At 64.8% G+C, this 22,462-nt stretch carries 23 protein-coding genes; 11 read left to right on the forward strand and 12 right to left on the reverse strand.

The genetic code is table 11. The annotated features are described in order from the left end of the window. The first annotated feature begins 2 nt into the window (after nt 1-2). From FAS41_RS09285 to chrA, 3 genes are all read left to right on the forward strand, one after another. Nucleotides 3-446 carry a YybH family protein gene (locus FAS41_RS09285; RefSeq protein ID WP_138521490.1) on the forward strand — a complete coding sequence of 148 codons (444 nt, stop codon included), beginning with the start codon at nt 3-5 and terminating at the stop codon, nt 444-446. Between the two features lie 217 nt (nt 447-663). Further along, a complete protein-coding gene (locus FAS41_RS09290) occupies nt 664-1,917 on the forward strand; it encodes an RNA polymerase sigma factor (RefSeq protein WP_138521492.1) in 1,254 nt (417 codons plus the stop codon). Nucleotides 1,918-1,975: 58 nt separating this feature from the next. Continuing rightward, nucleotides 1,976-3,172 (forward strand): chromate efflux transporter, encoded by a 1,197-nt coding sequence (gene chrA, locus FAS41_RS09295; RefSeq protein WP_138521494.1) that lies wholly within the window; start codon nt 1,976-1,978, stop codon nt 3,170-3,172. Here chrA and FAS41_RS09300 read toward each other — a convergent pair. The 5 genes from FAS41_RS09300 to FAS41_RS09320 form a co-directional block, all read right to left on the reverse strand. After that, nucleotides 3,169-3,942: an SDR family NAD(P)-dependent oxidoreductase gene (locus FAS41_RS09300; protein WP_138521496.1), complete on the reverse strand. Its 774-nt coding sequence runs from the start codon at nt 3,940-3,942 to the stop codon at nt 3,169-3,171. The two genes, chrA and FAS41_RS09300, sit on opposite strands and share 4 nt — an antisense overlap. A 269-nt stretch (nt 3,943-4,211) precedes the next feature. Next, entirely contained in the window at nt 4,212-5,015 is an 804-nt protein-coding gene (locus FAS41_RS09305) for a gamma-glutamyl-gamma-aminobutyrate hydrolase family protein (protein WP_138521498.1), read from the reverse strand. 384 nt (nt 5,016-5,399) lie between these two features. Further along, nucleotides 5,400-7,070, reverse strand: coding sequence for a sensor domain-containing diguanylate cyclase (locus tag FAS41_RS09310; RefSeq protein WP_138521500.1), 1,671 nt, complete (start codon nt 7,068-7,070; stop codon nt 5,400-5,402). A 182-nt stretch (nt 7,071-7,252) separates the two neighbouring features. After that, nucleotides 7,253-7,597 carry a hypothetical protein gene (locus tag FAS41_RS09315; protein WP_138521502.1) on the reverse strand — a complete coding sequence of 115 codons (345 nt, stop codon included), beginning with the start codon at nt 7,595-7,597 and terminating at the stop codon, nt 7,253-7,255. Nucleotides 7,598-7,979: 382 nt separating this feature from the next. Continuing rightward, complete coding sequence (locus FAS41_RS09320) at nt 7,980-9,308, reverse strand: OprD family porin (protein ID WP_138521504.1); 1,329 nt, start codon at nt 9,306-9,308, stop codon at nt 7,980-7,982. A 450-nt stretch (nt 9,309-9,758) separates the two neighbouring features. On the opposite strand from FAS41_RS09320, the gene FAS41_RS09325 reads away from it, so the two are divergent. From FAS41_RS09325 to FAS41_RS09345, 5 genes are all read left to right on the forward strand, one after another. Continuing rightward, on the forward strand, nt 9,759-10,136 hold the full coding sequence (locus FAS41_RS09325; RefSeq protein WP_017519416.1) for a RidA family protein: 378 nt from the start codon (nt 9,759-9,761) through the stop codon (nt 10,134-10,136). A gap of 400 nt (nt 10,137-10,536) precedes the next feature. After that, a complete protein-coding gene (locus FAS41_RS09330; protein ID WP_138521506.1) occupies nt 10,537-11,061 on the forward strand; it encodes an HvfA family oxazolone/thioamide-modified RiPP metallophore in 525 nt (174 codons plus the stop codon). Between the two features lie 60 nt (nt 11,062-11,121). Next, complete coding sequence (locus FAS41_RS09335) at nt 11,122-11,967, forward strand: HvfB family MNIO-type RiPP peptide maturase (RefSeq protein WP_138521508.1); 846 nt, start codon at nt 11,122-11,124, stop codon at nt 11,965-11,967. Continuing rightward, nucleotides 11,960-12,748 (forward strand): HvfC family RiPP maturation protein, encoded by a 789-nt coding sequence (locus tag FAS41_RS09340; RefSeq protein WP_138521510.1) that lies wholly within the window; start codon nt 11,960-11,962, stop codon nt 12,746-12,748. Before FAS41_RS09335 ends, FAS41_RS09340 begins: the two co-directional genes overlap by 8 nt. Continuing rightward, nucleotides 12,745-13,167 (forward strand): organic hydroperoxide resistance protein, encoded by a 423-nt coding sequence (locus tag FAS41_RS09345; protein WP_138521512.1) that lies wholly within the window; start codon nt 12,745-12,747, stop codon nt 13,165-13,167. Before FAS41_RS09340 ends, FAS41_RS09345 begins: the two co-directional genes overlap by 4 nt. An 866-nt stretch (nt 13,168-14,033) precedes the next feature. On the opposite strand, the gene FAS41_RS09350 is transcribed toward FAS41_RS09345, so the two are convergent. The 4 genes from FAS41_RS09350 to FAS41_RS09365 all read right to left on the reverse strand — a co-directional run bounded on the left by FAS41_RS09350 (nt 14,034) and on the right by FAS41_RS09365 (nt 17,455). Next, nucleotides 14,034-14,549, reverse strand: coding sequence for an HvfX family Cu-binding RiPP maturation protein (locus FAS41_RS09350; RefSeq protein WP_138521514.1), 516 nt, complete (start codon nt 14,547-14,549; stop codon nt 14,034-14,036). Nucleotides 14,550-14,643: 94 nt separating this feature from the next. After that, entirely contained in the window at nt 14,644-15,282 is a 639-nt protein-coding gene (locus FAS41_RS09355) for a ferric reductase-like transmembrane domain-containing protein (RefSeq protein ID WP_138521516.1), read from the reverse strand. A 125-nt stretch (nt 15,283-15,407) separates the two neighbouring features. Continuing rightward, nucleotides 15,408-16,718, reverse strand: a complete 1,311-nt coding sequence (locus tag FAS41_RS09360) for an ATP-binding protein (protein WP_138521518.1) — start codon at nt 16,716-16,718, stop codon at nt 15,408-15,410. Further along, nucleotides 16,715-17,455: a response regulator gene (locus tag FAS41_RS09365; RefSeq protein WP_138521520.1), complete on the reverse strand. Its 741-nt coding sequence runs from the start codon at nt 17,453-17,455 to the stop codon at nt 16,715-16,717. The genes FAS41_RS09360 and FAS41_RS09365 overlap by 4 nt, the downstream gene beginning before the upstream one ends. Before the next feature lie 225 nt (nt 17,456-17,680). Between FAS41_RS09365 and FAS41_RS09370 the strand changes: the two genes are divergently transcribed. Beyond that, nucleotides 17,681-17,953: a DUF2790 domain-containing protein gene (locus FAS41_RS09370; RefSeq protein ID WP_138521522.1), complete on the forward strand. Its 273-nt coding sequence runs from the start codon at nt 17,681-17,683 to the stop codon at nt 17,951-17,953. A gap of 93 nt (nt 17,954-18,046) precedes the next feature. Continuing rightward, nucleotides 18,047-19,267 carry a cytochrome c biogenesis protein DipZ gene (locus FAS41_RS09375; protein WP_138521524.1) on the forward strand — a complete coding sequence of 407 codons (1,221 nt, stop codon included), beginning with the start codon at nt 18,047-18,049 and terminating at the stop codon, nt 19,265-19,267. Between the two features lie 37 nt (nt 19,268-19,304). Here FAS41_RS09375 and FAS41_RS09380 read toward each other — a convergent pair whose 3' ends face one another. From FAS41_RS09380 to FAS41_RS09390, 3 genes are all read right to left on the reverse strand, one after another. Continuing rightward, the gene (locus FAS41_RS09380; RefSeq protein ID WP_138521526.1) at nt 19,305-19,601 is read right to left on the reverse strand and encodes an addiction module antidote protein; all 297 of its coding nucleotides are present in this window, start codon (nt 19,599-19,601) and stop codon (nt 19,305-19,307) included. Beyond that, entirely contained in the window at nt 19,598-19,894 is a 297-nt protein-coding gene (locus FAS41_RS09385) for a type II toxin-antitoxin system RelE/ParE family toxin (RefSeq protein ID WP_138521528.1), read from the reverse strand. The genes FAS41_RS09380 and FAS41_RS09385 overlap by 4 nt, the downstream gene beginning before the upstream one ends. 115 nt (nt 19,895-20,009) lie before the next feature. Beyond that, nucleotides 20,010-21,758, reverse strand: a complete 1,749-nt coding sequence (locus FAS41_RS09390) for a sensor domain-containing diguanylate cyclase (protein WP_246084850.1) — start codon at nt 21,756-21,758, stop codon at nt 20,010-20,012. A gap of 269 nt (nt 21,759-22,027) precedes the next feature. Here FAS41_RS09390 and FAS41_RS09395 point away from each other — a divergent pair, with 269 nt between their 5' ends. Next, nucleotides 22,028-22,210, forward strand: coding sequence for a hypothetical protein (locus FAS41_RS09395; RefSeq protein ID WP_138521532.1), 183 nt, complete (start codon nt 22,028-22,030; stop codon nt 22,208-22,210). Nucleotides 22,211-22,462 lie beyond the last annotated feature (252 nt).

The following is a 22,462-nucleotide window of genomic DNA, read 5'->3' on the forward strand; positions in this document are numbered from 1 at the left end:
CCATGACTGCCGCTGAAAAGAACGCCGCCCACGCCGAACTTCACGCGCTGCTGGAGAGCTGGCTGAAGGCCGTCCGCGCCTCCGACGTGGAAGGCATCACTCGCCACTACACCCGCGATATCCTCGCCTTCGATGCGGTGAAACAACTGCAGTTCAAGGGCGTCGAGGCCTACGCCAGCCATTGGCGCGACTGCACGCAGATGTGCAGGGAACCTACTTTCGAGATACAGGAACTGAGCTTCGAGGGTGGAAGTGGGGAGACGGCCTTCGGGCACTATCTCGCCTACTGTGGCGGCACCGATGACAAGGGCCAGCACAACGCCTCCTGGGCGCGCGTCTCGGTTGGACTGCGACGTGAAGCGGGACAGTGGAAGATCGCCCATGAGCACTTCTCGATTCCCTTCGATCCAGCCACGGGGCAGTTGTTGTTCGATGCCAAGCCCTGACCTCGACCTCGACTTGGAGGAGCGAGCTTGCTCGCCAACGCATTTCCCGGCAGCACCGGCGTGAAGCGGGTTCGCGAGCAAGCTCGCTCCTACAGGGGGGCGCCATCTGAAACACCCCGCAACCCTCTCGGGCTGAACACCCGTCCGATGATTTCCCACCGCGACGAAAACCCGTGCAGGATAGGCAGACCTCCCACGCCAAGGATCATCGGCCCGCATGCACGAGTACTCCGCCCAGCCCCTGCGCGACGTGGTGGACGACATCTACCGTCGCGAATCGCGCCGTGTGCTGGCTACGCTGATCCGCCTGCTGGGTGATTTCGACCTCGCCGAGGAGGCACTGCACGAAGCCTTCGTTGCCGCCGTGGACCAGTGGCGGCGCGATGGCGTACCGGCCAGCCCGCGCGCCTGGCTCGTCTCCGCCGGGCGCTTCAAGGCCATCGACGGCCTGCGCCGGCGCTCGCGCTTCGACGCCTCCCTGGCGCAGATCGCCGAGCAGCTGGAGATCGACGCGCAATCGGTGGAGGAGCAGGCCGATGAAAGTGTCGAGGACGACCGCCTGCGGCTGATCTTCACCTGCTGCCACCCGGCGCTGCCGGCGGACTCGCAGGTGCCGCTGACCCTGCGCGAAGTCTGCGACCTGAAGACCGAGGAAATCGCCCGCGCTTACCTCGCTGCGCCCTCGACCATTGCCCAGCGCATCGTTCGCGCCAAGGCAAAGATCCGCGATGCGCAGATTCCCTACCAGGTGCCGGAGGCCGCCGAGCTGCCGGAGCGCCTGGCCAGCGTGCTGCGGGTCATCTACCTGGTGTTCAACGAGGGATATTCGGCCTCGGCCGGCGATTCGCTGACCCGCACCGATCTGTCGGCCGAAGCCATTCGCCTGGGTAGGCAGTTGCTGGAGTTGCTGCCGGAGGCCGAAGTGATGGGGCTGCTGGCGCTGATGCTGCTGCACGAGTCGCGGCGCGAGGCGCGCACCGCAGAAGACGGCGAGCTGGTGCTGCTGGAAAGCCAGGACCGCTCACGTTGGAACCGCGCGCTGATCGAAGAAGGCCAGCAATTGATCACTGCCGCCCTGGCCACCCGTCGCGTCGGCCCCTACACCCTGCAGGCGGCGATCTCCGCCGTGCACGCCGCTGCTGCTGACATGGCCAGCACTGACTGGGCAGAGATCGTCGGTCTCTATGATCTCCTGCTGGCGATGCAGCCCTCGCCGGTGATCGAGCTCAATCGCGCCGTGGCCCTGGCCATGCGCGACGGCCCGGCAGCGGGGCTGGCGCAGATCGATGCCATCCTGGCCCGTGGCGACCTGCAGGATTATCACCTGGCCCATGCCGCGCGCGCCGATTTCTGCCGGCGTCTAGGGCGCCGCGAGCCAGCTCGTGACGCCTACGTGCGTGCGCTGGCGCTGGCGAAACTGGAGCCGGAGCGGCGCTTCCTCGAGCAGCGGATTCGCGAGCTCGACCGCTGAGTTGCATTGCAATATCCAACTGCCAGACTGTGCGACCGACTCCCGCCGACCCGTGCCCATGACCGAACCGACGCCGCGCGATTCCCTCTGGACCGTCTTCCTGATCTTCCTGCGCCTGGGCCTGACGTCCTTTGGCGGGCCGGTGGCGCACCTGGGCTATTTCCGCGAGGAATTCGTGAGCCGACGGCGCTGGCTGGACGAGCCGCACTACGCCGATCTCATCGCCCTCTGCCAGTTCCTCCCCGGCCCTGCCAGCAGCCAACTGGGCATGGCACTCGGCGCCTTGCGCGCAGGGCAATGGGGCGCGTTGGCGGCATGGATCGGCTTCACCCTGCCGTCGGCCATGTTGATGCTGCTGCTCGCCCTGGGGCTGTCGCGGCACGGCCAGTGGTTGCCGGCAGGTGCACTGCACGGGTTGATGCTGGTGTCCGTTGCTGTGGTGGCCCACGCCGTCTGGGGCATGGCCAAGTCCTTGTGCCCGGACTGGCAGCGTCAGGGGCTGATGATCCTGGTGACCGCCGTGGCGCTACGCTGGCCTGGCGTCGTCGTGCAGTTGCTGGTGATCCTCGCGGCTGCACTGGTCGGCACGGTCTGGTTGCGGCCGTCCACCGTGGGCGATTCCGTAGGATCTGGCCATTCCGCATCCCGTCGCCGCGGCGGCCTCTACCTGCTGCTGTTCTTCGCGCTGCTGGTGCTTCTACCGTTGGCGGCGGCAGCGTGGCATTGGCCGTCGCTGGGACAATTCGAAGCCTTCTACCGGGTCGGCAGCCTGGTCTTCGGTGGCGGGCATGTGGTGCTGCCGCTGTTGCAGAGCGCGGTGGTCGAGCCCGGCTGGGTCGATGCGCAGACCTTCCTCGCCGGCTACGGCGCAGCGCAGGCGTTGCCGGGGCCGCTGTTCACCTTTGCCGCTTTCCTCGGAGCAGCCATCATCGAGCCGGGCGGCGCAGCCGGTGCACTGATCTGCCTGGTGGCGATCTTCCTGCCGTCCTTCCTGCTGGTGCTCGGCGCCCTGCCATTCTGGGAAAGCCTGCGTCGCCAGCGTCATCTGCGCGCGGCGCTGGCCGGGGTGAACGCTGCCGTGGTCGGTCTGTTGCTGGCGGCGCTGATCCATCCCATCGGCAGTGAAGCCATCGTTGGCCTGCTCGACGTCTCCCTGGTCGCGCTGGCTTTCCTGGTCTTGCTCAGTGGCCGCCTGCCGCCCTGGGCGCTGGTGTTGCTGGGCGCGCTGGGCGGAGGCCTGGCCGGCTCGTTCTAGAGGCTGCTCACCAGATGCCCGCCGTCGACGGCGAGCACCGCGCCGGTCATGAAAGCGCCGGCGTCGCTGGCCAGCAGCAGGAAGGGGCCTTCCAGTTCATTCAGCTGGCCGAGGCGGCGCATTGGTACCGTGTCGCGGATATAGGCCTGGCCCTTGTCGCTGTCGAAGTAGGCGTCGTTCATTTCAGTCTTGAAGTAGCCCGGGGCGATGGCGTTGACTCGCACGTTGAAGCGCGCCAGCTCCAGCGCCAGGGACTTGCTCAGTTGCACCACGCCGGCCTTGGCGGCGCAGTAATGGCTGTAGCCGCCGCCCACGCGCAGCCCGAGGATGGAGGCGATGTTGACGATGCTGCCGCCACGCCCGGCCTTGGCCAGGCGTTGCGCCGCACACTGGGCGACGCGCCAGACGCCGTCAAGGTTGGTGGAAAGCATGTTGCGCCAGTCTTCCTCGCTGATCTCCAGCGCGCGTTGGCCATTGCCGATCCCGGCGTTGTTGAGTACGACATCGACCACGCCGAACTGCGCTTCGGCGCTATCGAAGGCGGCCTCGACGCTGGCGCGGTCGGTCACATCCAGCGCTACGGCATGGGCTTCGCCGCCCTCGGCGCGGATGGCTTCAGCCAGCTGCGCCAGGCGCTCGGTGCGACGTGCCGCCAGGACCACACGGGCGCCAGCACGGGCGGCTACGCGCGCGAGATGCGCGCCGATGCCGCTGGAGGCGCCGGTGACCAGTACGGTCTTGCCGGCGAGGGAGAAGAGGTCGTTGCTCATGGCTGCACCTGTGTCGACGGAGCGAAATCGCTGATCGCCAAGGTTAGCCCGAGGAGCCCTCAAGGGCGTGCAGGGTGCGCCATTCGCGCGGCTGATGACGTGTCGGCTCCGCCCAACCTGCGACTACCCGCCATCGCGGCCGGAGAGCCGGACGTAGGATGGTGTGGAGCGAAGCGATACCCATCGATGAGCAGGCATACCGCAGCTGGCGTCGCTCAATAAAAAAGCCCGGCGCAAGGGCCGGGCTTCTTCATGACGCGGGAAGCGAATCAGGCAGCGAGTGCGCGAGCCTGCTTCTTCTTCACCTGGGCCCGGCAAGCATCGCCGAACGCCTGGAAGATCTTCACCGAGTCGGGGTTCTTCGCTGCCTGCCATTCCGGGTGCCATTGCACCGCGAAGAGGAAGGGCGAGAGAGTCGGAGCGTGGATCGCCTCGACCAGGCCGTCTTCGGCGTGGGCGATGGCTTCGATGCCCTTGCCCAGATTCTTCAGGCCCTGGCCGTGCAGCGAGTTGACGCGGATCTCGTCACCCAGCAGCTGCTGCAGCCAGCTGCCCTGGATCGGGCGAACGCCGTGAGCCGGGCTGTACTGCACGTCGACCGGGTCTTCGGGATTCTCGCGATGGTCGTTGAAGCCGGGCTCGGCGTAGACCTTCTGGTAGATATCGCCGCCCAGGGCCACGTTGATTTCCTGCATGCCGCGGCAGATGCCGAAGATCGGCAGGCCACGCGCGATGGCGGCCTTGATCAGCGGGATGTCGAAGTTATCGCGGTCCTTGTCCTGGCCCTTGCCGGGAGTTTCGTTCTCCTGGCCATACAGGGTCGGATCGATGTTGCTGCCGGCGCCGGTCAGGTAGACGCCGTCGGCCATGTCCAGGTATTGCTCGAGGTCTTCGATGCCGCAGCAGGTCGGTACCAGTACCGGCACGCAATCGGACTGTTCGACCAGGGGCACGATGTATTTGTGGGTCATTACCTGATAGTCGTGGCCTTTGCGCTCTTGGCTGCCCATGGACATCAGGACGACGGGTTTACGGAGAGTCTGTTTCTTGTTGCCAATGTTGCTGTTGGACATATGTCACCTTTGGACGGGCTGCAGCCCATCGTTTTTGTGCAGGCGCGCAGCGGAAAGGCGCGCTACCTGAGGCCCCGAGCACTGCCGGGAGCGCACAGAAGGCGAAGTTTCCCGGTCGAAACCTGCCTACCAGCCTGCCAGAGCCGTTAAATATGTCAAACGAATTCGATGCGTGGCGTCAAAAATAATGGCCGAAATCCTGTCTTACAATTATTGCATGTGATTGTTTTTAAAGGATTTATTGAAATATCCAGGTGTGCTGAAAAGTCCATTATTTAAAACGCCAGGTCATAATGGTGAAAAATTCTGCACGCTTTTTCACGGCGGCCGTTCAGGATCGGCAATGCCCGCGAAGACGGCACGCTCTGCCTCGCGGGTTTGCCTTCAGTGACGCTCGATGCGGTTGCGACCGTTCTGCTTGGCGCGGTAAAGCGCGCTGTCGCTGCGGGAAAGCCCGGCCTCGGCGGAAGCGTCACTGGCTTCCAGCGAAGCGATACCGATGCTGATGCTCAGCGGGATGCGCTGTCCGCCCTGCATCAGCGGTTGCTCCAGCAGTTGCTGCTGCAGGCGCTGGGCGAAGACCTGGGCGGCGGCGACGTCAGCATCCCCCAGCACCACGGCGAACTCCTCGCCGCCCATGCGTCCGGCGAAGTCGACACGGCGGATGTCTCGCCCGAGGATGCTGGCGAAATGGCGCAGGGCCTCGTCGCCGACGGCGTGGCCCCAGCGGTCGTTGATCGCCTTGAAGTGGTCGATATCGCACATCAGGATCGCTGCGTGGTGCGTCGTCGAGCGCTGTACGCGGCCAAGCTCTGCCTCGATCAGGCGCATGAAGTGGCCACGGTTGGGCAGTTGCGTGAGGAAGTCGGTGGTGGCCAGTACCTGCAACTCGGCTTCGATGCGCTTGCGTTCGGTGATGTCGGTGATGAAGCCGTGCCAGATCAGCGAGCCGTCCTCCCCGCGCTTGGGGTGGGCATTGCCCTGGCGCCAGAGCGTCCCGCGCCCGGCGATCTGCACGCGATATTCGTGCCTCCAGGGTTGCAGGTGGGCGGCGGAGGCCTCCAGCGAGGCGAGGCAGGCCGGCAGGTCCTCGGGGTGGATCAGGTCGCGCAGGAACACGGAGTTGTGCTGCATCTGCTCGGCCGGAATGCCGTAGATGTCCATCACCCCCGCGCTGACATAAGGGAAGGTTCCGGTACCGTCGGGCAGGCGGCGGAACTGGAAGACCATGCCGGGGATTTCATTGGTCAGGTCGGTAAGCAGCTCCACGCTTTCACGCAGTTGCTCGGCCATGCCACGCAGGGCGGTGATGTCGGTGGTGGTGCCGAGCATGCGCAGGGCGTTGCCGGCGGCGTCGCGCTCGACCACCTTGCCACGGCTGCAGACCCACAGGTAGTGGCCGTCCTTGTGTTGCAGGCGGTGTTCTACCTCATAGGCTTCGGTGCGACCCTCGAAGTGTTCGCGCATGGTGTTCTGCACGTAATCGAGGTCTTCGGGGTGCACCCGGGTGTAGGCGTCCTCGATGCGACTGCCGATTTCTTCCTCGGTATAGCCCAGCAGGGATTTCCATGCGCTGGAGTAGTGGATCTCGCCGGTGGGGACGTGGCGGTCCCAGATGCCGGTGCCGCTGCCGTCCACCGCCAGGGCCATGCGCCGCTCGCTTTCCTTCTGCGGAGCGCAGGCACGGTCGAGCAGAGCCTCGCCCAGTTCCAGCACATCGGCGAGCAGGTCTTGCTGTTCCTGGCTGAGTACCTGGCTGCTGTTGCCGAGCAGCAGCAGGCGTGCCTGGGGGAAGCCTTCCTGGTCGCGCAGTGTCTGGCTGGCCAGCAGATTCAGTAGCTGGCCCTGGTGGCTCAGGGGGCTGGTGGCGGCATTGAGGGAGAGCAGGGTGGCCAGGGAGAGGGCGCCGGCACCGTCGATGCCGAGCTGGCCGAGCAAATGGCCGCGCATGTCGATGAGCAGGACGGCGCAATCGCCACCCGCATGGCGGGCGAGACGCAGCAGGCCGTCGTATCGCCCGTACTCCTTTACCCCAGGATTACTGGAAGTTCGCATCCGATAGCAGCTTCTTCAACGGAGGATGGGCGTCGTTCTGGATTGCGATCCGAGCCGGTCATGCGGCAGCCGGACGCAGGTGGCTTTATGAAATCACGGTCGGGTGAGCGGCCACAATCTCTGCCTGCGACATGGGCGACGAGCGTGCCGCCCCCGCCGGATACACGGCGGGAGCGCGAGGGTCAGTTGATCAACTGGTCGATCAGCACGGCATTGGTGTAGATCAGGCTGCCGTCGCTGGCGCGATGGCCGACCAGGTGGAATTGTCCGCGCTTTTCGACGCCCCCCAGGTACACCCGGAACATACAGTCGGCCAGCGGCCCGTAGCCTTCGGGCATCCGCAGTTCGAGAGTGTCGAGGTCGGCATCGACCATCATTTCCCGCTGTCCGTTTTCCTGCAGATAGACCTCGGCCTGTTCCAGATGCAGGCGGTCGTTGTCGGTCAGATAGAAGCGGATATCTTCCAGCGGCGTGGGTTTCTGCTCGGCGGTGGTCTTGCACCAGCCTTCGAGGGTCATTGCGCTCATGGTGAGGTGCCTCCTGGGGTTGCGGACGGGATTACCGCGTCGTCCCAGAGTTGGACCGCTGCGCCGGGCAGTTCGATCAGTTTTTGTTCAGGTCATTAATTGAACGATAAATGCCGGGCATAAAAAAAGCCGCTCCAGGGGAGCGGCTCGAAGGACGTCGAAGGAGCAATCACAATATCAACGTCAGGAGTTGCCTTCCGCAGGGAAAGTGCGGAAGCGGGAAGATGGGGTAATTCTAGGAAGTTGCTTCCGTGGAATAAACAGCCATTCCGGGAAGAGACTTTCTGCATGGGCGTAATAATCTCACCCGGACACGGGGCAAACTTTCAGATAAATCCGAAAGTTGCCCCGCAGCGTTATTCAGGCAGGTAGTTGCACTGAATCACAGGATCGACAGCGGGTACTCGACGATCAGGCGCAGCTCATTGTTGTCGGCTTCACCCTGGTCGGCGTTGGCACGGTGGAAGGCCTGGCGCAGGCGGAAGGACAGGTCCTTCGCCGGGCCGGCCTGGACCACGTACTTGGCTTCCAGATCGGTCTCGTGGTGGCTGCCGTCCTCGCCGTACAGACCGACGTAGGCACCATCCGCATCGGCGTGGCTGCCGTCGATGCCGGTACCGTTGATGTAGCGGGCCATGAAGCTCAGGCCCGGTACGCCGTAGGTGTCCATCGCCAGGTCGTAGCGGACCTGCCAGGAGCGCTCGCCTGGGCCGTTGAAGTCGGAGTACTGCACGGAGTTGGCGAGGAACACCGAGTCACCGGTGGCACCGGCGCCATCGTCGCCGAAGCCCACGTAGTCGAACGGCGTGTCGCCATGGACTTTCTGGTAGGCCAGGGTGACGGTGTGTGCCTGCAGGAAGGAGTAGGCGGCCGCCAGCGACCAGGTGGTGTTGCTGATCTCGCCGGCCTTGGCCTGGCCTTCGTCGTTGGTGCGGTAGATGTTGAAGTCGAAGGCGAGCGACTGGTCATTGGCGACCGGCAGCACCCAGTTCAGGTTGCCGTAGTACTGGCGCCAGATGTCCTTGAACTCGGAGCCGTACAGCGAAACGCTCAGGTTGTCGTTGATCGCGTACTTGCCGCCGAGGAAGTCGACGTCGCTGGTTTCCACCGCGGCGTAGGCCGCCCACAGGCCGCCGTCACGGGCGGTGGTGACCGGGCTGGTGCCGGAGGTGAAGTGACCGGCTTCCAGGTCCAGGCCCTCGATTTCGCTGCTCAGCAGGTTGAAGCCCGAGGCGGTCTGCGGGATCAGGCGGGTGCCGCCGGCGGCGAACACCGGAGCGGTCGGCTGCATGTCGCCGAATTTCAGCTCGGTCTTGGAGATGCGCACCTTCAACGCGCCACCGGCCTTGCCGTAGTCGTCGTCCGGCTTGCCGTCGTTGCCCACCGGCAGGTTGCCGGTGCCCGCGCGGCCGCGGCCGGCGTCGAGCTTGATGCCCAGGTAGCCGAAGGCATCCACGCCGAAGCCGACGGTGCCCTGGGTGTAGCCGGAGGAGAAGTTCGCCAGGAAGCCCTGGGTCCAGTCGCGGTTGTCGCCTGCGCCGTTCTTGCCGTCGTGGTCGTAGTACTGGTTGCGCAGCAGGACGTCGAGCTTGGCGTCCTCGACGAAGCCCTTGGCATCGGCCTGATCGGTGACGAAGGGCTCGGCAGCGGCGAACTGGCTGGCGGCGGCGGAAACAGCGAGCACGATGGCGCTGCGTTTGAGGTGCTTCATGGATATTGCCCCTAGAGTCTTGGAGGACCGGCTCGGTGAAGTGCGTGAGAACCGGACGTTTTTATAGGCAGGCACAATGAATCCGGACATGGTTTGACCACGGCGGAAAGTCGCAGGAAGTTGCGTTGGCATTGTTGCAGTTAACTGGCTTTGTATTCCCCCGCGAATTGCTCCAGACGCGGAAGAGCCGACGTCATAATGCCCAAAGAGTTCGTCGTTTAAATCACGGATTATGAAAAGGTCTATATCCCAAACTGTAATAATCGGGACTTTTGTCCAGTTGACATAACTAATCCGGAAGTTCTTCGGAGAGAGGCAATGTCACTGTTTCCGGGGGCTGCGGGCACGGTGACATGGCGCCCTGAGGGGCGATGCGGCTAAGCTGCGCCACCCGGCCGCCGCACCTGGTGCGGCGACGTGCCCCATTCACCGACAGCAGAGATTTGTCCCATGACGCCTACCTTCATCCCCGACGCGGACCCCGAATCCATCTCCTCCGACGTCGCCGGCTTCGGCGGCCTGCTGGTGTCCACGCAGATCCCCACCCTCGAGGACGGCAGCCTGGAACTGGGCGACATCAAGGCCCAGAGCGAAGCTACCCTGCGCAGCCTGCAGCTGGCCCTGGAAAAGGCCGGCAGCGGTCTGGACCACGTACTGCACCTGACCATCTACCTCACCAGCATGGCCGACCGCGCCGCGTTCAACGAGGTGTACTGCCGCTTCTTCGCCAAGCCTTATCCGGTGCGCGCCGCCGTCGGTATCGCCGAGCTGGCGGTCGAGGGCATGAAGGTGGAAGTCACCGCCATCGCGGCCAAGCGCGCCAGCTGAACCCTTGTAGGAGCGGGCCATGCCCGCGATGGGGCCGCTTAGCGGCCCTTTCTTTTTCCCCTCTCCGATTTCCCCGCATAGCCCACCTCTGCTTCGCGGGCATGGCCCGCTCCTACAGGTCTGCCGTCTGTTGCTCTTCGTAGGAGCGAGCTTGCTCGCGAATCTCCCCGCTCCAGATTCCCGCCAAATGTATTGCTTTGTATCTGCCGCTCCCTGAGCGGACACACGCATACAAAAGCCTCCAGCTGCCGATACGCCCGCGATACATCGCCCAGGCGAAATAGCCCTACCCGAACGAAACAACGCGACGGCAGGGAAAACCCTCCAGCACCTCGTTCCAGGGATTCGCCCTTGCGGCATGAACCGGCGCACCCAGCGTCACAGCATCTGGAGAAACACTATGACTCGTACCTCGAAAACCCAGCTCGGCCTGCTCGCGGTTGCCCTGGCTGGTGGCCTGAACCTGGCGACTTCCGCCTTCGCCGTCGAAGCCCTGCCACAGGGCTACCAGCTGGCTTCCGCCGCCAAGGCCGGGGAGGGCAAGTGTGGCGAGGGCAAGTGCGGCGCCAACGAGGCCAAGACCAAGGCCAAGGCGAACCAGGGCGAAGGCAAGTGCGGCGAAGGCAAGTGCGGTGCCGACGGCGCCCAGGCCAAGGCCACCGGCGCCGAGGGCAAGTGCGGTGAAGGCAAGTGTGGCGACGCCTCCTTCGCCCGCACCGATACCGACCACGACGGCCGTGTCTCTCGCGCCGAACTGCTGGCCGTGGCGCCCAAGGCCAATGCCGAATTCGACGCCATCGACGCCAACCACGACGGCTACCTCTCCGAAGGCGAGGTCTACCAGTTCCGCAAGAACCAGTTCGACTCCAACGGCAAACCGTTCCCTTCCGACCTGTACAGCAAGCTGAGCCAGGCCAAGAACTGAGCCAGGCCGGACCTCCCCGCGCCATCGGCCGGGGAGGACAACTCGCCCAAGGAGAGCACCATGACGACTTCCGAATCCCTGCAAGGAGCCGGCCTCGGCCTGCGCCGCGCCATGCTGACCGACCTGCTGAGCGTGGATGACCGCGCCGTCGATTTCCTCGAAGTCGCGCCGGACAACTGGATCGGTGTCGGCGGCTCCTATGGTGAGGGCCTGGCGCGCCTGGCCGAACGCTTCCCACTGTCCTGCCATGGCCTGTCACTGTCCCTGGGCGGCCCCGAGCCACTGGACCACGTGTTCCTCGGCCGAGTCCGCGAGTTTCTCGACCAGCACAGGGTGCCGCTGTTCAGCGAACACCTGAGCTACTGCTCTGACGAAGGCCATCTCTACGACCTGATTCCCATACCCTTCACCGACGAGGCCGTGCGCCACATCGCCAGCCGTATCCGTGAAGTGCAGGACGTCCTCGGCCGCCGCATCGCCGTGGAGAACATTTCCTACTACGCAGCGCCCTACCAGGCACTGAGCGAGATCGACTTCCTCCGCGCCGTGCTCAGTGAGGCCGACTGCGACCTGCTGCTGGACGTCAATAACCTCTACGTCAACGCCCACAACCACGGCTACGACGCCGCTGGCTTCCTGGCCCGCGTACCGGCCGAGCGCGTCGTCTGCCTGCACGTCGCCGGTCACTACGACGAAGCGCCGGACCTGAAGATCGACACCCACGGCGCCGCGGTGAAGGACGACGTCTGGAGCCTGCTGGCCAGCGCCTACCGGCACCTGGGCACGGTCCCGACCCTGCTGGAACGAGACTTCAACCTGCCGCCCATGGCTGAACTGCTCGCTGAGGTGGACTACATCCGCGCGCTGCAAACGGCCGCACGCCAGCCGGAGGTGCGCCATGGCTGAGTCCCTGCGCGAACAGCAACTGCGCATGACCCGCTACATCCGTGATCCACAGGCCAACGAACCGCCGCCGGGCATCGAGGCGCGGCGCCTGGCGGTGTACCGGCAACTGTTCTTCGGCAACCTGCAATCGCTGCTCGCCGGCAACTTCCCGGTGCTGCACGCGAGCGTGCCGCGCGAACAGTGGCAGGGGCTGACCGAAGACTTCTACGCCAGCTTCCGCTGCCAGACGCCGCTGTTCACCGAGGTGGCCGGTGAGTTCGTCGAGTACCTGGAGGGCCGCACCGAGCTACCCGGCTGGGTCGCCGAGCTGGCGCACTACGAATTCATCGAGACCGCGCTGCTGCTCAGCAACAACACCGAGCCGTCCCATGACCCGGACGGCGACCTGCTCGATGGCGTGCCGCTGTTATCCAGTCTCTGTACGCCGCTGGCCTATGCCTGGCCGGTGAGCCACATCGGCCCCGAGCATATCCCGCAGCAAATGCCGGCTGAACCGACGCTGCTGCTGGCCCGTCGGGATACCGACCTGAAGGTGTACTTCTCGCGCCTGGCCCCGCTGGCCCATGCTCTGCTGGTGTCGCTGCAACAGTGGCAGCTCACCGGTCGCCAACACCTCAAGGCGCTGGCGGAAATCGCCAACGTCGAACCGGCCGCCATCGAAGGGCAAGGTATTGCCTTGCTGCGCAGCCTGAAGAAGCAAGGCGTGGTGCTAGGCACTCGCCCGAACTGCACCACCCCACGTCGTCCCCCCTTGACACGCCCTGAAGGAGAAGCGTCATGACCGACATCCTGGCAACCGTGATCTACACCGCCCACACCCACACCACCGGAGGCCGCGATGGCCGTGGCCAGACCTCCGACGGTGAGCTGGACCTGCCCCTGAGCCCGCCCGGCTCCGGCCGCCCCGGCACCAACCCCGAGCAGCTGTTTGCCATCGGCTGGTCTGCCTGCTTCATTGGTGCCCTGCGCCGCGCCGGGCAAAAGCTGAACGTGCGCCTGCCGGCCGATGTGGCGGTGGATGCGCAAGTTTCACTGGGCAACACCGCCGACGGCGGCTTCGCCCTGGCCGCTCAGCTCACCGTGCACCTGCCGGGACTGGAGGCCGAGGACAAGGCGAAGCTGGTGGCCGAGGCCCACCAGATCTGCCCGTATTCCAAGGCGACTCGCGGGAACATCGAGGTGGGGTTCGTGATTCCCTGATCGATCTTTTATCCACAACCCGGCCCGCGCACCTTCATCGGTGCGCGGGCTTTCTGCTTTTCGTAGGAGCGAGCTTGCTAGCGAACCCGGTGACCGTCGAAGGCGCTGGAGAATCCGTTCCCGAGCAAGCTCGCTCCTACAGCCCCCGTTCGAGTTCAGCGTTGAATGGGGCGGCATGGGTATCGCTGCGCTCCACCCATCCTACGTTGACGCGTCCGACGGGCTTATGCGCCGCGTCTTCATTGACCTTCCCAGGGCCAGCCCTTACGTTTCCCAGCCGCTCAACAGAGTGGTGCGGGATTGGCGTCCCGGACCTCAGAACAAACGTAAGCTTTCGGGCTCATGTCGGCATGGTCGCACCTGTGCAATGGGCGGCCCGTGCAGGGCATCTTCGGATGCGCCGGATGTTCTGACCGGTACGCGAACCTGTACGGCCTGCTCTCCCGGATTGGCGTCTGGATGAGCAGCTCAAAGCTCTCATCCAGGTCAAGAAAATGCTTCCATTCCATATCCGCAACGGTGCCACCCCGCTCGAGCTCTTCGACGCCGCCGAAGACCGCCGCCCGTTGTGTCCTGCTCCTGCTGGCCTGCGCAGATAACCTGCCCAGTGGCGACCCTCTTTCCCGCACCCTGAGCGGCCTCGAACTGCTGCTGACCAAAGCCGCGCTGTTGTATGAAGGCGCTTGCGCGGGCGTGAATCGAGTGCACCCGTAGGATGGGTGGAGCGCAGCGATACCCATGCGGATCGCGTGCTGCCCGTGCCTGATATCGCGGAAATCATCCGCTCCTGCCTTAATGAGCCGAAAACAAAAACGCCCTCTCCATCGGAGAGGGCGTTTCTGTCGAACAGTCGCTGTGCGGGGCGATCAGTTCAGCCGCGAAGTCCCCACGAACCGCCGCACCAGCCCATCCACGCTAAGCGCTCCCGCCCCCTTCAGCACCAGCGGCACCAACGCCACCAGGTAGATCAGCGGCAGTTTGTAGTTGCCAAAGCCATGGTCGGTGATCGAGTAGCCCTGGGCGAGTTCCGCCAGGCTCGACCACTGTGCCGGCCAGTGCACCGCAGCGATGGCGACGAGGGTGACCACGATCAGCGAGGCCGAAGCGAAGCGTGTGGCCAGGCCCAGCAGGAGCAGGATCGGCGCGATCAGCTCGGCCCACATCGACACCTGCCAGTCGAAACCGGCAGAGAAGTGGTTGAAGGGGAAGGGGAAGCTGGCGTGGATCTGCTCGAACCAGTTGTCGCCGTGCCATTTCTCCAGGCCGGATTCGAAGAACTCCCAGGCCAGGAACAGCCGCAGCGGGATGTCCCAGCCCCAGGCGGCGAGGCGGTCGAGTTGGTCGAAAGCGGTCTTGAGCGGATTCAGGGTCAGCAGGGTCATGGCGCACCTCGTGGGCAATGTTGTAGGCAATCGATCGTGAGCAAGGCTTGGGCGGCCGGGCGATGGTTTCGCCCGGTGGCGGAACAAGTGGGTATCAGGCGTTCGGCAGCGCGGGGCGAGCACCACGGCGCAGGCGCACGGCCAGCTTGGCGATGAGCTTGAAGACGATGGCGCTGAAGATCAGGCCGAAGCCCAGCGGGTACCAGGAGCCCATTGGCAGGCGCTTGTAGAAGGACAGCAAGAACACCCCGGCGATGACCCAGGTGCCGATACTGTGCAGGCCCTTCCAGACACGGGCACCGAGCAGTTTCACCGCGTAGGGGAAGGAAGTGGCGGCCAGCAGGGCGATGAACAGGTAGCCGACCGAGCCGGGAATATTCGCGGCTGCGCTGCGGCCGTTCCAGAAGGTCTCGGGGAAGAACTTCACATAGAGGAGGATCAGCACCGCGTGTACGGCGTGGGAGAAGGCGAAGGCCAACCCGAGGAAGCGTCGCTCGCGCAGCAGGCCGAGGGTGAAGTCGCTCGGCACCAGCGCTGCCAGGGACGAGGCGAGGAACGTGGCGAGGAACAGCGCGAAGGAGGTGCGGGCGGTGACGCGGATCGAGCTGCGTAACGCGTCCACCCATTGCGGCTGGGACCACAGGGCCAACGCGGTGACGATCAGCACCAGCAGCGACAGCAGGGAAAACAGGCGCCAGCCATGCAGGCGGGCAGGTTCGGCGGGACGGTTCATGGCGGGCTCCTTTGGGCGAACGCGGCGGGCGGGGGTGCCGCCGCTGTTCGTGGAGCCATCTTGTCGACGGGCCTTATCCCGGATGTGTCCGGCGAGGCCCGTCTTGTATCCCTCTGTACAAAGCCTCAGCTGGCAGGGCGAAGTTCCAGCTGCACACACAGCCCGCCGTTGGTGCGGTTGGACAGGGTCAGCGTGCCGCCCAGCGCCTGGCTCAGCTGCTGGGCGATCGCCAGCCCCAGGCCGGTGCCGCCGGTGCTGCGGTTGCGCGAGCTCTCCACCCGGTAGAAGGGTTTCACCACTTCGGCGAGTTCCTCCTCGGGGATGCCCGGGCCGTCGTCGAGTACACGAACACACACGACGCCCTGGCTATCGCGCTCGACTTGCACCTGGGCGGAGCCGCCGAACTTCAGGGCGTTGTCCACCAGGTTGCTGAGTACCCGGCGCAGGGCGTGAGGGCGAGTTTCCAGTACAGCATGGCTGTTGCCCTGCAGTTCCACGGTCTGGCCGCTGTCCTGGTAGTCGAGCACCAGGCTGTCGAGGAAAGCGTCGAGGTTGACCTTCACCGCCGCCTCGCTGGCACCGTCCATGCTGCGTGCGTAGGCCACGCCTTCGCGGACCAGGTGTTGCATTTCTTCCAGGTCGCTCCACAGGCGCTCGCGCTCGGGCGAGTCGTCCATCTGTTCGACGCGCAGTTTCATCCGTGTGATGGGGGTCTGCAGGTCGTGGGAGATGGCGGCGAGCAGTTGCATGCGCTCCTTCAGGTAGGAGCCGATGCGGCCTTGCAGCGCGTTGAAAGCGCGGGCGGCATAGGCGACTTCGCTGGGGCCGCGCTCGTCCAGTTCCGGGGCCGGGGCGTCCGGGTCGAGATGGTCCACGGCCTGGGCCAGTCGCGTGAGCGGGCGGATCGCCAGGCGCACGGCGAGCCAGGTGCAGAGCAGCAGCAGCGCCAATTGCACGATCAGCACCCAGGGCAACCATTGCGCCACGGGCACGCCCTTGGGCGTCACGTCGATGGTCAGTGGCATGCCGTCGGCCAGCTTCAGGTGTACCTGGAAGTGCGGGATCGAGCCGGCAATGGTCTCGAAACGCAGCCCGTAGCGCGGGCCGATGGCGTCGGCGATGGAGGTCGCCGCCATGGGCGCCTGCGCCATGTTCATCGGCTCGCCGGGCTGGCCGCCGTCCAGGCGATAGCGGTAGTTGGGCCGTTGCACCATGGGCAGCCAGCGCTCGCGTTCGTCCAGCGGCAGGCGGTCGAGCAGCGCGACAGCGGTGCTGACGTCGGTTTCCAGGTTGCCCAGCATCATGCTGCGCGCGCTCTGGTAGCGCTCGTAGAACTGCGAGCAGAACGACAGGCTGTAGGCGAATACCAACCCGGTGAGAAAGATCAGCGCCAGGCGTGCGGCCAGTGTACGCGGCCAGTGCAGGAGGGATTTCATGCGTTGGGCTCGAGCAGTTCGACAGCCAGGGCGAAGACGTAGCCTTCGCTGCGCACCGTCTTGATGTAGGCCGGCTCGCGGGCGTCGTCCAGCAGGCGCTGGCGCAGGCGGCTGACCAGCAAATCGATGGAGCGGTCGAAGATGTCCGCCTCGCGGCCTTGTGTCAGGTTCAGCAGTTGTTCGCGGCTGAGCACGCGCTGCGGGTGATCGACGAACACGCGCAGCAGGCGGTACTCGGCGCCGCTCAAGGCGACCAGGGTGCCGTCTTCGTCGAGCAGGTGGCGCGCGGTGGTGTCGAGCTTCCAGCGACCGAAGCCGATCAGCCGGCTCGCTTCGCTGACCTGCAGGTTCGGCGGCAGCATGCGGGTACGGCGCAGCACGGCGTTGATCCGTGCCAGCAGCTCGCGGGCAGAGAAGGGCTTGGTGAGGTAGTCGTCGGCGCCCATTTCCAGGCCGATGATGCGGTCGGTCTCGTCGTTGCGTGCGGTGAGCATCAGCACCGGAGTGGACTTGTGCTTGCCCACGCGCAGCTCGCGGCACAGCTTCAGGCCGTCGTCGCCGGGCATCATGATGTCGAGGACGATCAGGTCCACCGAGTTGGCATCGAGGAAGGCGCGCATCTGCCGACCGTCTCCCGCCAGGCTCACGCGCAGGCCGTTCTTCTTCAGGTAGTTGCCGACCAGCTCGCGAATCTCGCGGTCGTCGTCGACGATCAGTACGTGATCGACATGGTCCATGCCGGTGCCTCGTTCGTAGTGGGTTGAGGCGAGTTTATAGCGCAGCGTCGCGCTTGCCTGCCGTGCTTTGTATTCCACTGTATCCAGAGCCGCCGCCGATACCCGGCGCGGCAAACCAGGGGCCTGTGCGACACAAGCCCGATACCTCCTGAACGTGAAATGGGCACCAACGGCGAGGCACACAGCCCCCGCCGGCCAAACCCGACACAGGACAGGAGAACCGCCATGAAAACCATCCAATTCGCCAGCGCTTGCCTCTTCGCTTCCCTCGCCGCTTTTGCCAGCTTCGGCGCCCAGGCCGCCGATACCCAGCCCGCCGAGCCGTACCACTACGGCCAGAAGCTGGACGTGAAGCAGGTCATCGCCATCCAGGAAGAGGCTGCTTCGCCCTTCGACTGCGGCATCGTCAACGCTCGCATGGATTACCTGGATTCCCACGGCCAGCCGCACAGCGTGGCCTACCGCAAGTTCGCCACCAACTGCAACGAAGGCGGCTGATTCCCCTGGACCGCGGCCAGGGACGGCCGCGGCGTTTACTCCCAGCCGCTCACTCCAGAAAAAGCCCCGGGCCGACCGCCCACCGAGGTGCCCATGTTGCTCATCGCCTTTCTCGGCGGGGCGCTGACCCTGCTCAGCCCCTGCATCCTTCCCGTACTGCCTTTGTTGCTGCAGCGCGCCGGCGGACCGGCGTGGTCGCCGTGGGTGACCTTGCTCGGCCTGGCCAGCGGCTTCGCTGTGCTGGCGAGCCTGGCGACCGTCTCCAGCAACTGGGTGATTGCCGCCAGTGAGTGGGGGCGGTACTTCGCCCTCGCACTGCTGTCGGTTTCCGCCGTTGCGCTGCTCTGGCCACGTTTCAGCGACTGGCTGGCCAAGCCCTGGGCGTGGCTCGGTGACCGCTTGCATGGCGAAGCTCGGCGTATGCCACCGGCTTTCTCCGCGTGGGTACTGGGTTTCGCTGCCGGCCTGCTGTGGGCGCCCTGCGCCGGCCCGGTGCTGGGGCTGATTCTCTCCGGCGCCATGCTGCAAGGCCCGAGCGCGCAGACCAGCCTGCTGCTGTTCGCCTACGGCCTGGGTAGTGCCACCGTGCTGGGCATCGTGCTCTTCGCCGGTCGGCGGCTGATGCAGCACCTGCGTCCGCGCATGGCGGTGATTGAAGGCCTGCGTCGCGCCACCGGTGTGCTCGCTCTGCTGGCTGTCGTTGGCATCGCCAGCGGTACCAGCGCACAGCTGGCTTCTGGCAGCTCATCGACCCTGGTGAACAGCCTGGAACACAAGGTCATCGACGGCGTGCCCGCGCTTATCAGCCAGCTGATGCCCGGCGACATGGCCCACGGCGCCGAACGCCTGCCCGACCTCGGCCCTGCTCCCGAACTGCAAGGCGCGGTGGAGTGGATCAACAGCCCCGAACTGAACCTGCGTGACCTGCGCGGCAAGGTGGTGCTGGTGGACTTCTGGACCTACGACTGCATCAACTGCCAGCACAGCCTGCCGTACGTGAACGCCTGGGCGAAGAAGTATGCGGACCAGGGCCTGGTGGTGATCGGCGTGCATACCCCGGAATATCCGTACGAGCGCGTCCCCGCGAACGTCCGCGATGCCGTGAACAAGCACGACATCCACTACCCCGTAGCGCTGGATAACCAGTACCGGATCTGGAACGCCTTCGCCAACCAGTACTGGCCGGCGCACTACTTCATCGATGCCCAGGGGCGCGTGCGCCACCTGTCGATCGGGGAGGGCGGGTATGAGGAGCAGGAACAGGTGATTCAGGCTTTGCTGAAGGAGCGGGATGGGGCGAAGGCTGGGGTGTGAGTGGCGATTGGGCGGATGGAGTATCCGTCCATTCTCCTTACTTCCCGCTGCCGGCGGGCCTTGCCTGCAGCTCTACGCCCAGTGCGCGCATGACCTTCATCACTGTCTCGAAGCGCGGCTTGGCGCCCGGGGCAAAGACCTTGTACAGGCTCTCCCGGCCCAGACCCGAGTCGTTGGCGATCTTGGTCATCCCGCGCGCCTTGGCGATGTTGCCGATGGCCAACAGCAGCTCATCAGGATCGCCGTCAGCCAGGACCTGGGACAGGTATTCGGCGATGACTTCCTCGTTGTCGAGGTAGTGGCTGGTGTCGAAGTCGCTCAGTTCAACGCTCATTGAATGTCTCCCGCCAGCTGCTGCGCCAGCTTGATATCCCGCTGTTGGGAGGATTTGTCTCCGCCGCACAGCAGCAGGAACACCATATCGCCACGGCGCATGAAGTACACGCGATAGCCAGGACCGATATCCAATCGGATTTCCGAGACACCGATCCCCACTGACCGCGTGTCGCCGAGATGGCCCGATCGGATACGGTCCAGGCGCCGCAGGATTGCGACTTTCCCACGGGCATCCCGAAGGCCGGAGAGCCAGCGATCAAACTGGCTGGTTTGCTTGAGCTGGTAGGTCATGCGGCGACTGTATCCAGAAGGATACAGCTGTGCCAGCGAGTCTGCAGCTGAAATGTTCGGCAATCGCAACGAAAGCGCTGAAGAGGGCGTAGGACGATAGAGTGCTCGGCTGTCTTCAGCCCAGCACCTGATTCCGCCCCTGCTTCTTCGCCTCATACAACGCCGCATCCGCCCTTGCTACCAGTGCTTCGGCGGAGGCTTCCTGCCCAGGCACCGACGCCGCCACACCGATACTGACGCTCACTCGCCCCAACGGTGAAAGCTCATGGGGCAAGGCGAGGGCTTCCACCGCCTGCAGCAGCTTCTGCGCCATGCCACGCACGCCCGCAAGGTCGGTCATCGGCGCGAGGAAGACGAACTCCTCACCGCCATAACGCGCCACCAGGTCGGTGGAACGGTTTACCGTGGTCGCCAGTGCCTGGGCTATCTCGCGCAGGCAGGCGTCGCCGGCCGGGTGGCCGTAGTGGTCGTTGTAGCGCTTGAACCAATCCACATCGACTACCGCCAGGGCCAGGCATTCGCCGGAGCGGCGCGCGTGGCCCCATTCCTGCTCCAGCACCTGGTCGAAGCGGCGGCGGTTGGCGATGCCGGTGAGGGCATCGGTCAGGCTCATGGCTTCGAGCTGGTTGTTCAGCTCACGCAGCTCGTCGGTACGCTCGGCGACGCGCAGCTCCAGTTCGTGCTCGGAGCTGCGCAGGTTATCCACAAGCTGCTGCTGGGCGCGGATCAATTCCTCCTGTACCCGCGCCTTCTCCCGGCGCATCACGTTGAAGCGGTCGGCGAGGGCGAAAGCCAGCACGATCATCTCCATCGCCGAGCCCAGCTGCAGGCCGTCCACGGTGAACAGGTTGGTCGGCACGATGCCCATGGCGCGCAGCGAAGTCATCGCCCCGCCGAGCATCAGCAGGGCGAAGGCGGCGAGGAAGAAGAATGCGCTGCGCTGGCGCTTGAAGGCGCACAGCGCCGCGCACAGCAGCAGGATCAGTGCGGTGGCGAAATTCAGCAGGATGCCCGCGCGCGAGACATACGGCAGCGCGAGCGCATAGGCGATCGGGCTGACCAGGTAGAGCGCGATCATCCCGCGCAACAACCAGTCCAGGCGTGGCAGCAAGCGGTCGAGCTGCATCATTCGCCGCGCGAACAGCAGCAGCGCGGCGAGGGCCAGCGACACGCCGGAGTAGTAGATGACGTTGGAATTGAGCGGTTCACCGAAGATCGACCAGTCCGGCGCCAGGCCGTTCTTGATCGCCAAGGCCCCGGCCGTGCAGCTCACGAAGACCACGTAGAGCAGGTAGATCGGGTCGCGCAGGGCGAACAGCAGCATCAGGTTGAACAGGATCATTGCTACGGCGATGCCGAAGTACCAGGCCTTGCCGGTGTAGTCGTCACGCTCGTAGGTGTGGAACGCCTTCACCGGCCATAGCTGCAGCGGCACCAGCAGGCCGATACTCGACTCTACGCGCAGGTACAGCACCTGCTCGGCGTGCGCCGGCAGGTTCAGCGGGAAGACGAAGTTGCGGTTCGGGTAGACCTTGCTGCTCTGCGGAACGTCGCTGCCAGTGTTGATCGTCCTGACGCTGCCATCCGCCTGCGGGATATTTGCCTGCACATGGGAAATGCGCGGGTTCTCCACCACCAGCAGGCGCTGCACCGGGGCGTCGCTGGGATTGCTCAGCTGCAACTTCAGCCAGAAGGCCGAGCGGGTGAAGCCCATCGCCAACGAACTGCCCGGCGGCTGGTCGGCCTTGAAGCGGGGCTGCTGCTCGGGGGACTGCACATCCGCCAGCGTCAGGTTGCGCGTTGGGTCTTCGAGGATGGAGACATAGGTGGTCAGTGTCAGAGGCTGGGTGCTGACACTGGCCACGTCTACCCCTGGTGCAGCCCAGGCGGGGCGGAGGAACAGTACGAGGGAAAGCAGGAGCCAAGACAGTAACTGCCGGTGCGAGGTGAGAGCGGGCATGCGGCAAGGTCCGGGCTGTAGGGAGGCGGAAAGTCTACAAGAGCCAGGGCCGGCTAAAAAAGCCGACGGTGGAGCGATGATTGCCTCGGTCTACTCGTGCGATCGGGCCAGAGAGTAGGTACGCTCAGGACTTCCAACAGAATCAGGGCGATACTGCCGATGACCTCCGACGCATGGATAGCGATGCAATGAATCTGGCAGACATTCTCGGCGAACTCTGTTCAGTACTCTTCAACTGGCCTGGGCCAGACAATCGGCCGAACCGGGTATTTACCCCAGGCTTTGTAGTGCTCTGCATCATCCTGGCGATGGTTGAACTGGCGGTGCTGCACGGGATATTTGGGCAGCAGGGATGAATTGGGCCGGGATCTTGGCTCCATGAAAGATTGCGCCTGAAAACAAAAGCCCCCGGCAATTCACGTTGCCGGGGGCTTTTGCTTGCATTCTGGAGCGGGCGAAGGGAATCGAACCCTTGAGATCACTATCGCAGAGCATTGCAATGTGGCTCAATATCATGGGTTCTGTGACTCTCCAGTGTGGATTCGTCCCTTTGCATGTCGATAGTTTCGACACTTTTTCGACGCGTTCGCGCGTTTGCTCAGCCTAGC

It is taken from the genome of Pseudomonas nicosulfuronedens (assembly GCF_005877905.1).
Lineage (GTDB): Bacteria > Pseudomonadota > Gammaproteobacteria > Pseudomonadales > Pseudomonadaceae > Pseudomonas > Pseudomonas nicosulfuronedens.

Bases quoted from the DNA above. Each gene is read 5' to 3' on its own strand.
- FAS41_RS09395 (WP_138521532.1), top strand. From the start codon at position 22,028: ATGGATAGCGATGCAATGAATCTGGCAGACATTCTCGGCGAACTCTGT.
- FAS41_RS09340 (WP_138521510.1), top strand. From the start codon at position 11,960: ATGGCTGAGTCCCTGCGCGAACAGCAACTGCGCATGACCCGCTACATC.
- FAS41_RS09350 (WP_138521514.1), bottom strand. From the start codon at position 14,549: ATGACCCTGCTGACCCTGAATCCGCTCAAGACCGCTTTCGACCAACTC.
- FAS41_RS09315 (WP_138521502.1), bottom strand. From the start codon at position 7,597: ATGAGCGCAATGACCCTCGAAGGCTGGTGCAAGACCACCGCCGAGCAG.
- FAS41_RS09380 (WP_138521526.1), bottom strand. From the start codon at position 19,601: ATGAGCGTTGAACTGAGCGACTTCGACACCAGCCACTACCTCGACAAC.
- FAS41_RS09345 (WP_138521512.1), top strand. From the start codon at position 12,745: ATGACCGACATCCTGGCAACCGTGATCTACACCGCCCACACCCACACC.
- FAS41_RS09355 (WP_138521516.1), bottom strand. From the start codon at position 15,282: ATGAACCGTCCCGCCGAACCTGCCCGCCTGCATGGCTGGCGCCTGTTT.
- FAS41_RS09330 (WP_138521506.1), top strand. From the start codon at position 10,537: ATGACTCGTACCTCGAAAACCCAGCTCGGCCTGCTCGCGGTTGCCCTG.
- FAS41_RS09290 (WP_138521492.1), top strand. From the start codon at position 664: ATGCACGAGTACTCCGCCCAGCCCCTGCGCGACGTGGTGGACGACATC.
- FAS41_RS09335 (WP_138521508.1), top strand. From the start codon at position 11,122: ATGACGACTTCCGAATCCCTGCAAGGAGCCGGCCTCGGCCTGCGCCGC.
- FAS41_RS09310 (WP_138521500.1), bottom strand. From the start codon at position 7,070: ATGCGAACTTCCAGTAATCCTGGGGTAAAGGAGTACGGGCGATACGAC.
- FAS41_RS09325 (WP_017519416.1), top strand. From the start codon at position 9,759: ATGACGCCTACCTTCATCCCCGACGCGGACCCCGAATCCATCTCCTCC.
- FAS41_RS09305 (WP_138521498.1), bottom strand. From the start codon at position 5,015: ATGTCCAACAGCAACATTGGCAACAAGAAACAGACTCTCCGTAAACCC.
- chrA (WP_138521494.1), top strand. From the start codon at position 1,976: ATGACCGAACCGACGCCGCGCGATTCCCTCTGGACCGTCTTCCTGATC.
- FAS41_RS09360 (WP_138521518.1), bottom strand. From the start codon at position 16,718: ATGAAATCCCTCCTGCACTGGCCGCGTACACTGGCCGCACGCCTGGCG.
- FAS41_RS09385 (WP_138521528.1), bottom strand. From the start codon at position 19,894: ATGACCTACCAGCTCAAGCAAACCAGCCAGTTTGATCGCTGGCTCTCC.
- FAS41_RS09370 (WP_138521522.1), top strand. From the start codon at position 17,681: ATGAAAACCATCCAATTCGCCAGCGCTTGCCTCTTCGCTTCCCTCGCC.
- FAS41_RS09320 (WP_138521504.1), bottom strand. From the start codon at position 9,308: ATGAAGCACCTCAAACGCAGCGCCATCGTGCTCGCTGTTTCCGCCGCC.
- FAS41_RS09300 (WP_138521496.1), bottom strand. From the start codon at position 3,942: ATGAGCAACGACCTCTTCTCCCTCGCCGGCAAGACCGTACTGGTCACC.
- FAS41_RS09285 (WP_138521490.1), top strand. From the start codon at position 3: ATGACTGCCGCTGAAAAGAACGCCGCCCACGCCGAACTTCACGCGCTG.
- FAS41_RS09365 (WP_138521520.1), bottom strand. From the start codon at position 17,455: ATGGACCATGTCGATCACGTACTGATCGTCGACGACGACCGCGAGATT.
- FAS41_RS09375 (WP_138521524.1), top strand. From the start codon at position 18,047: ATGTTGCTCATCGCCTTTCTCGGCGGGGCGCTGACCCTGCTCAGCCCC.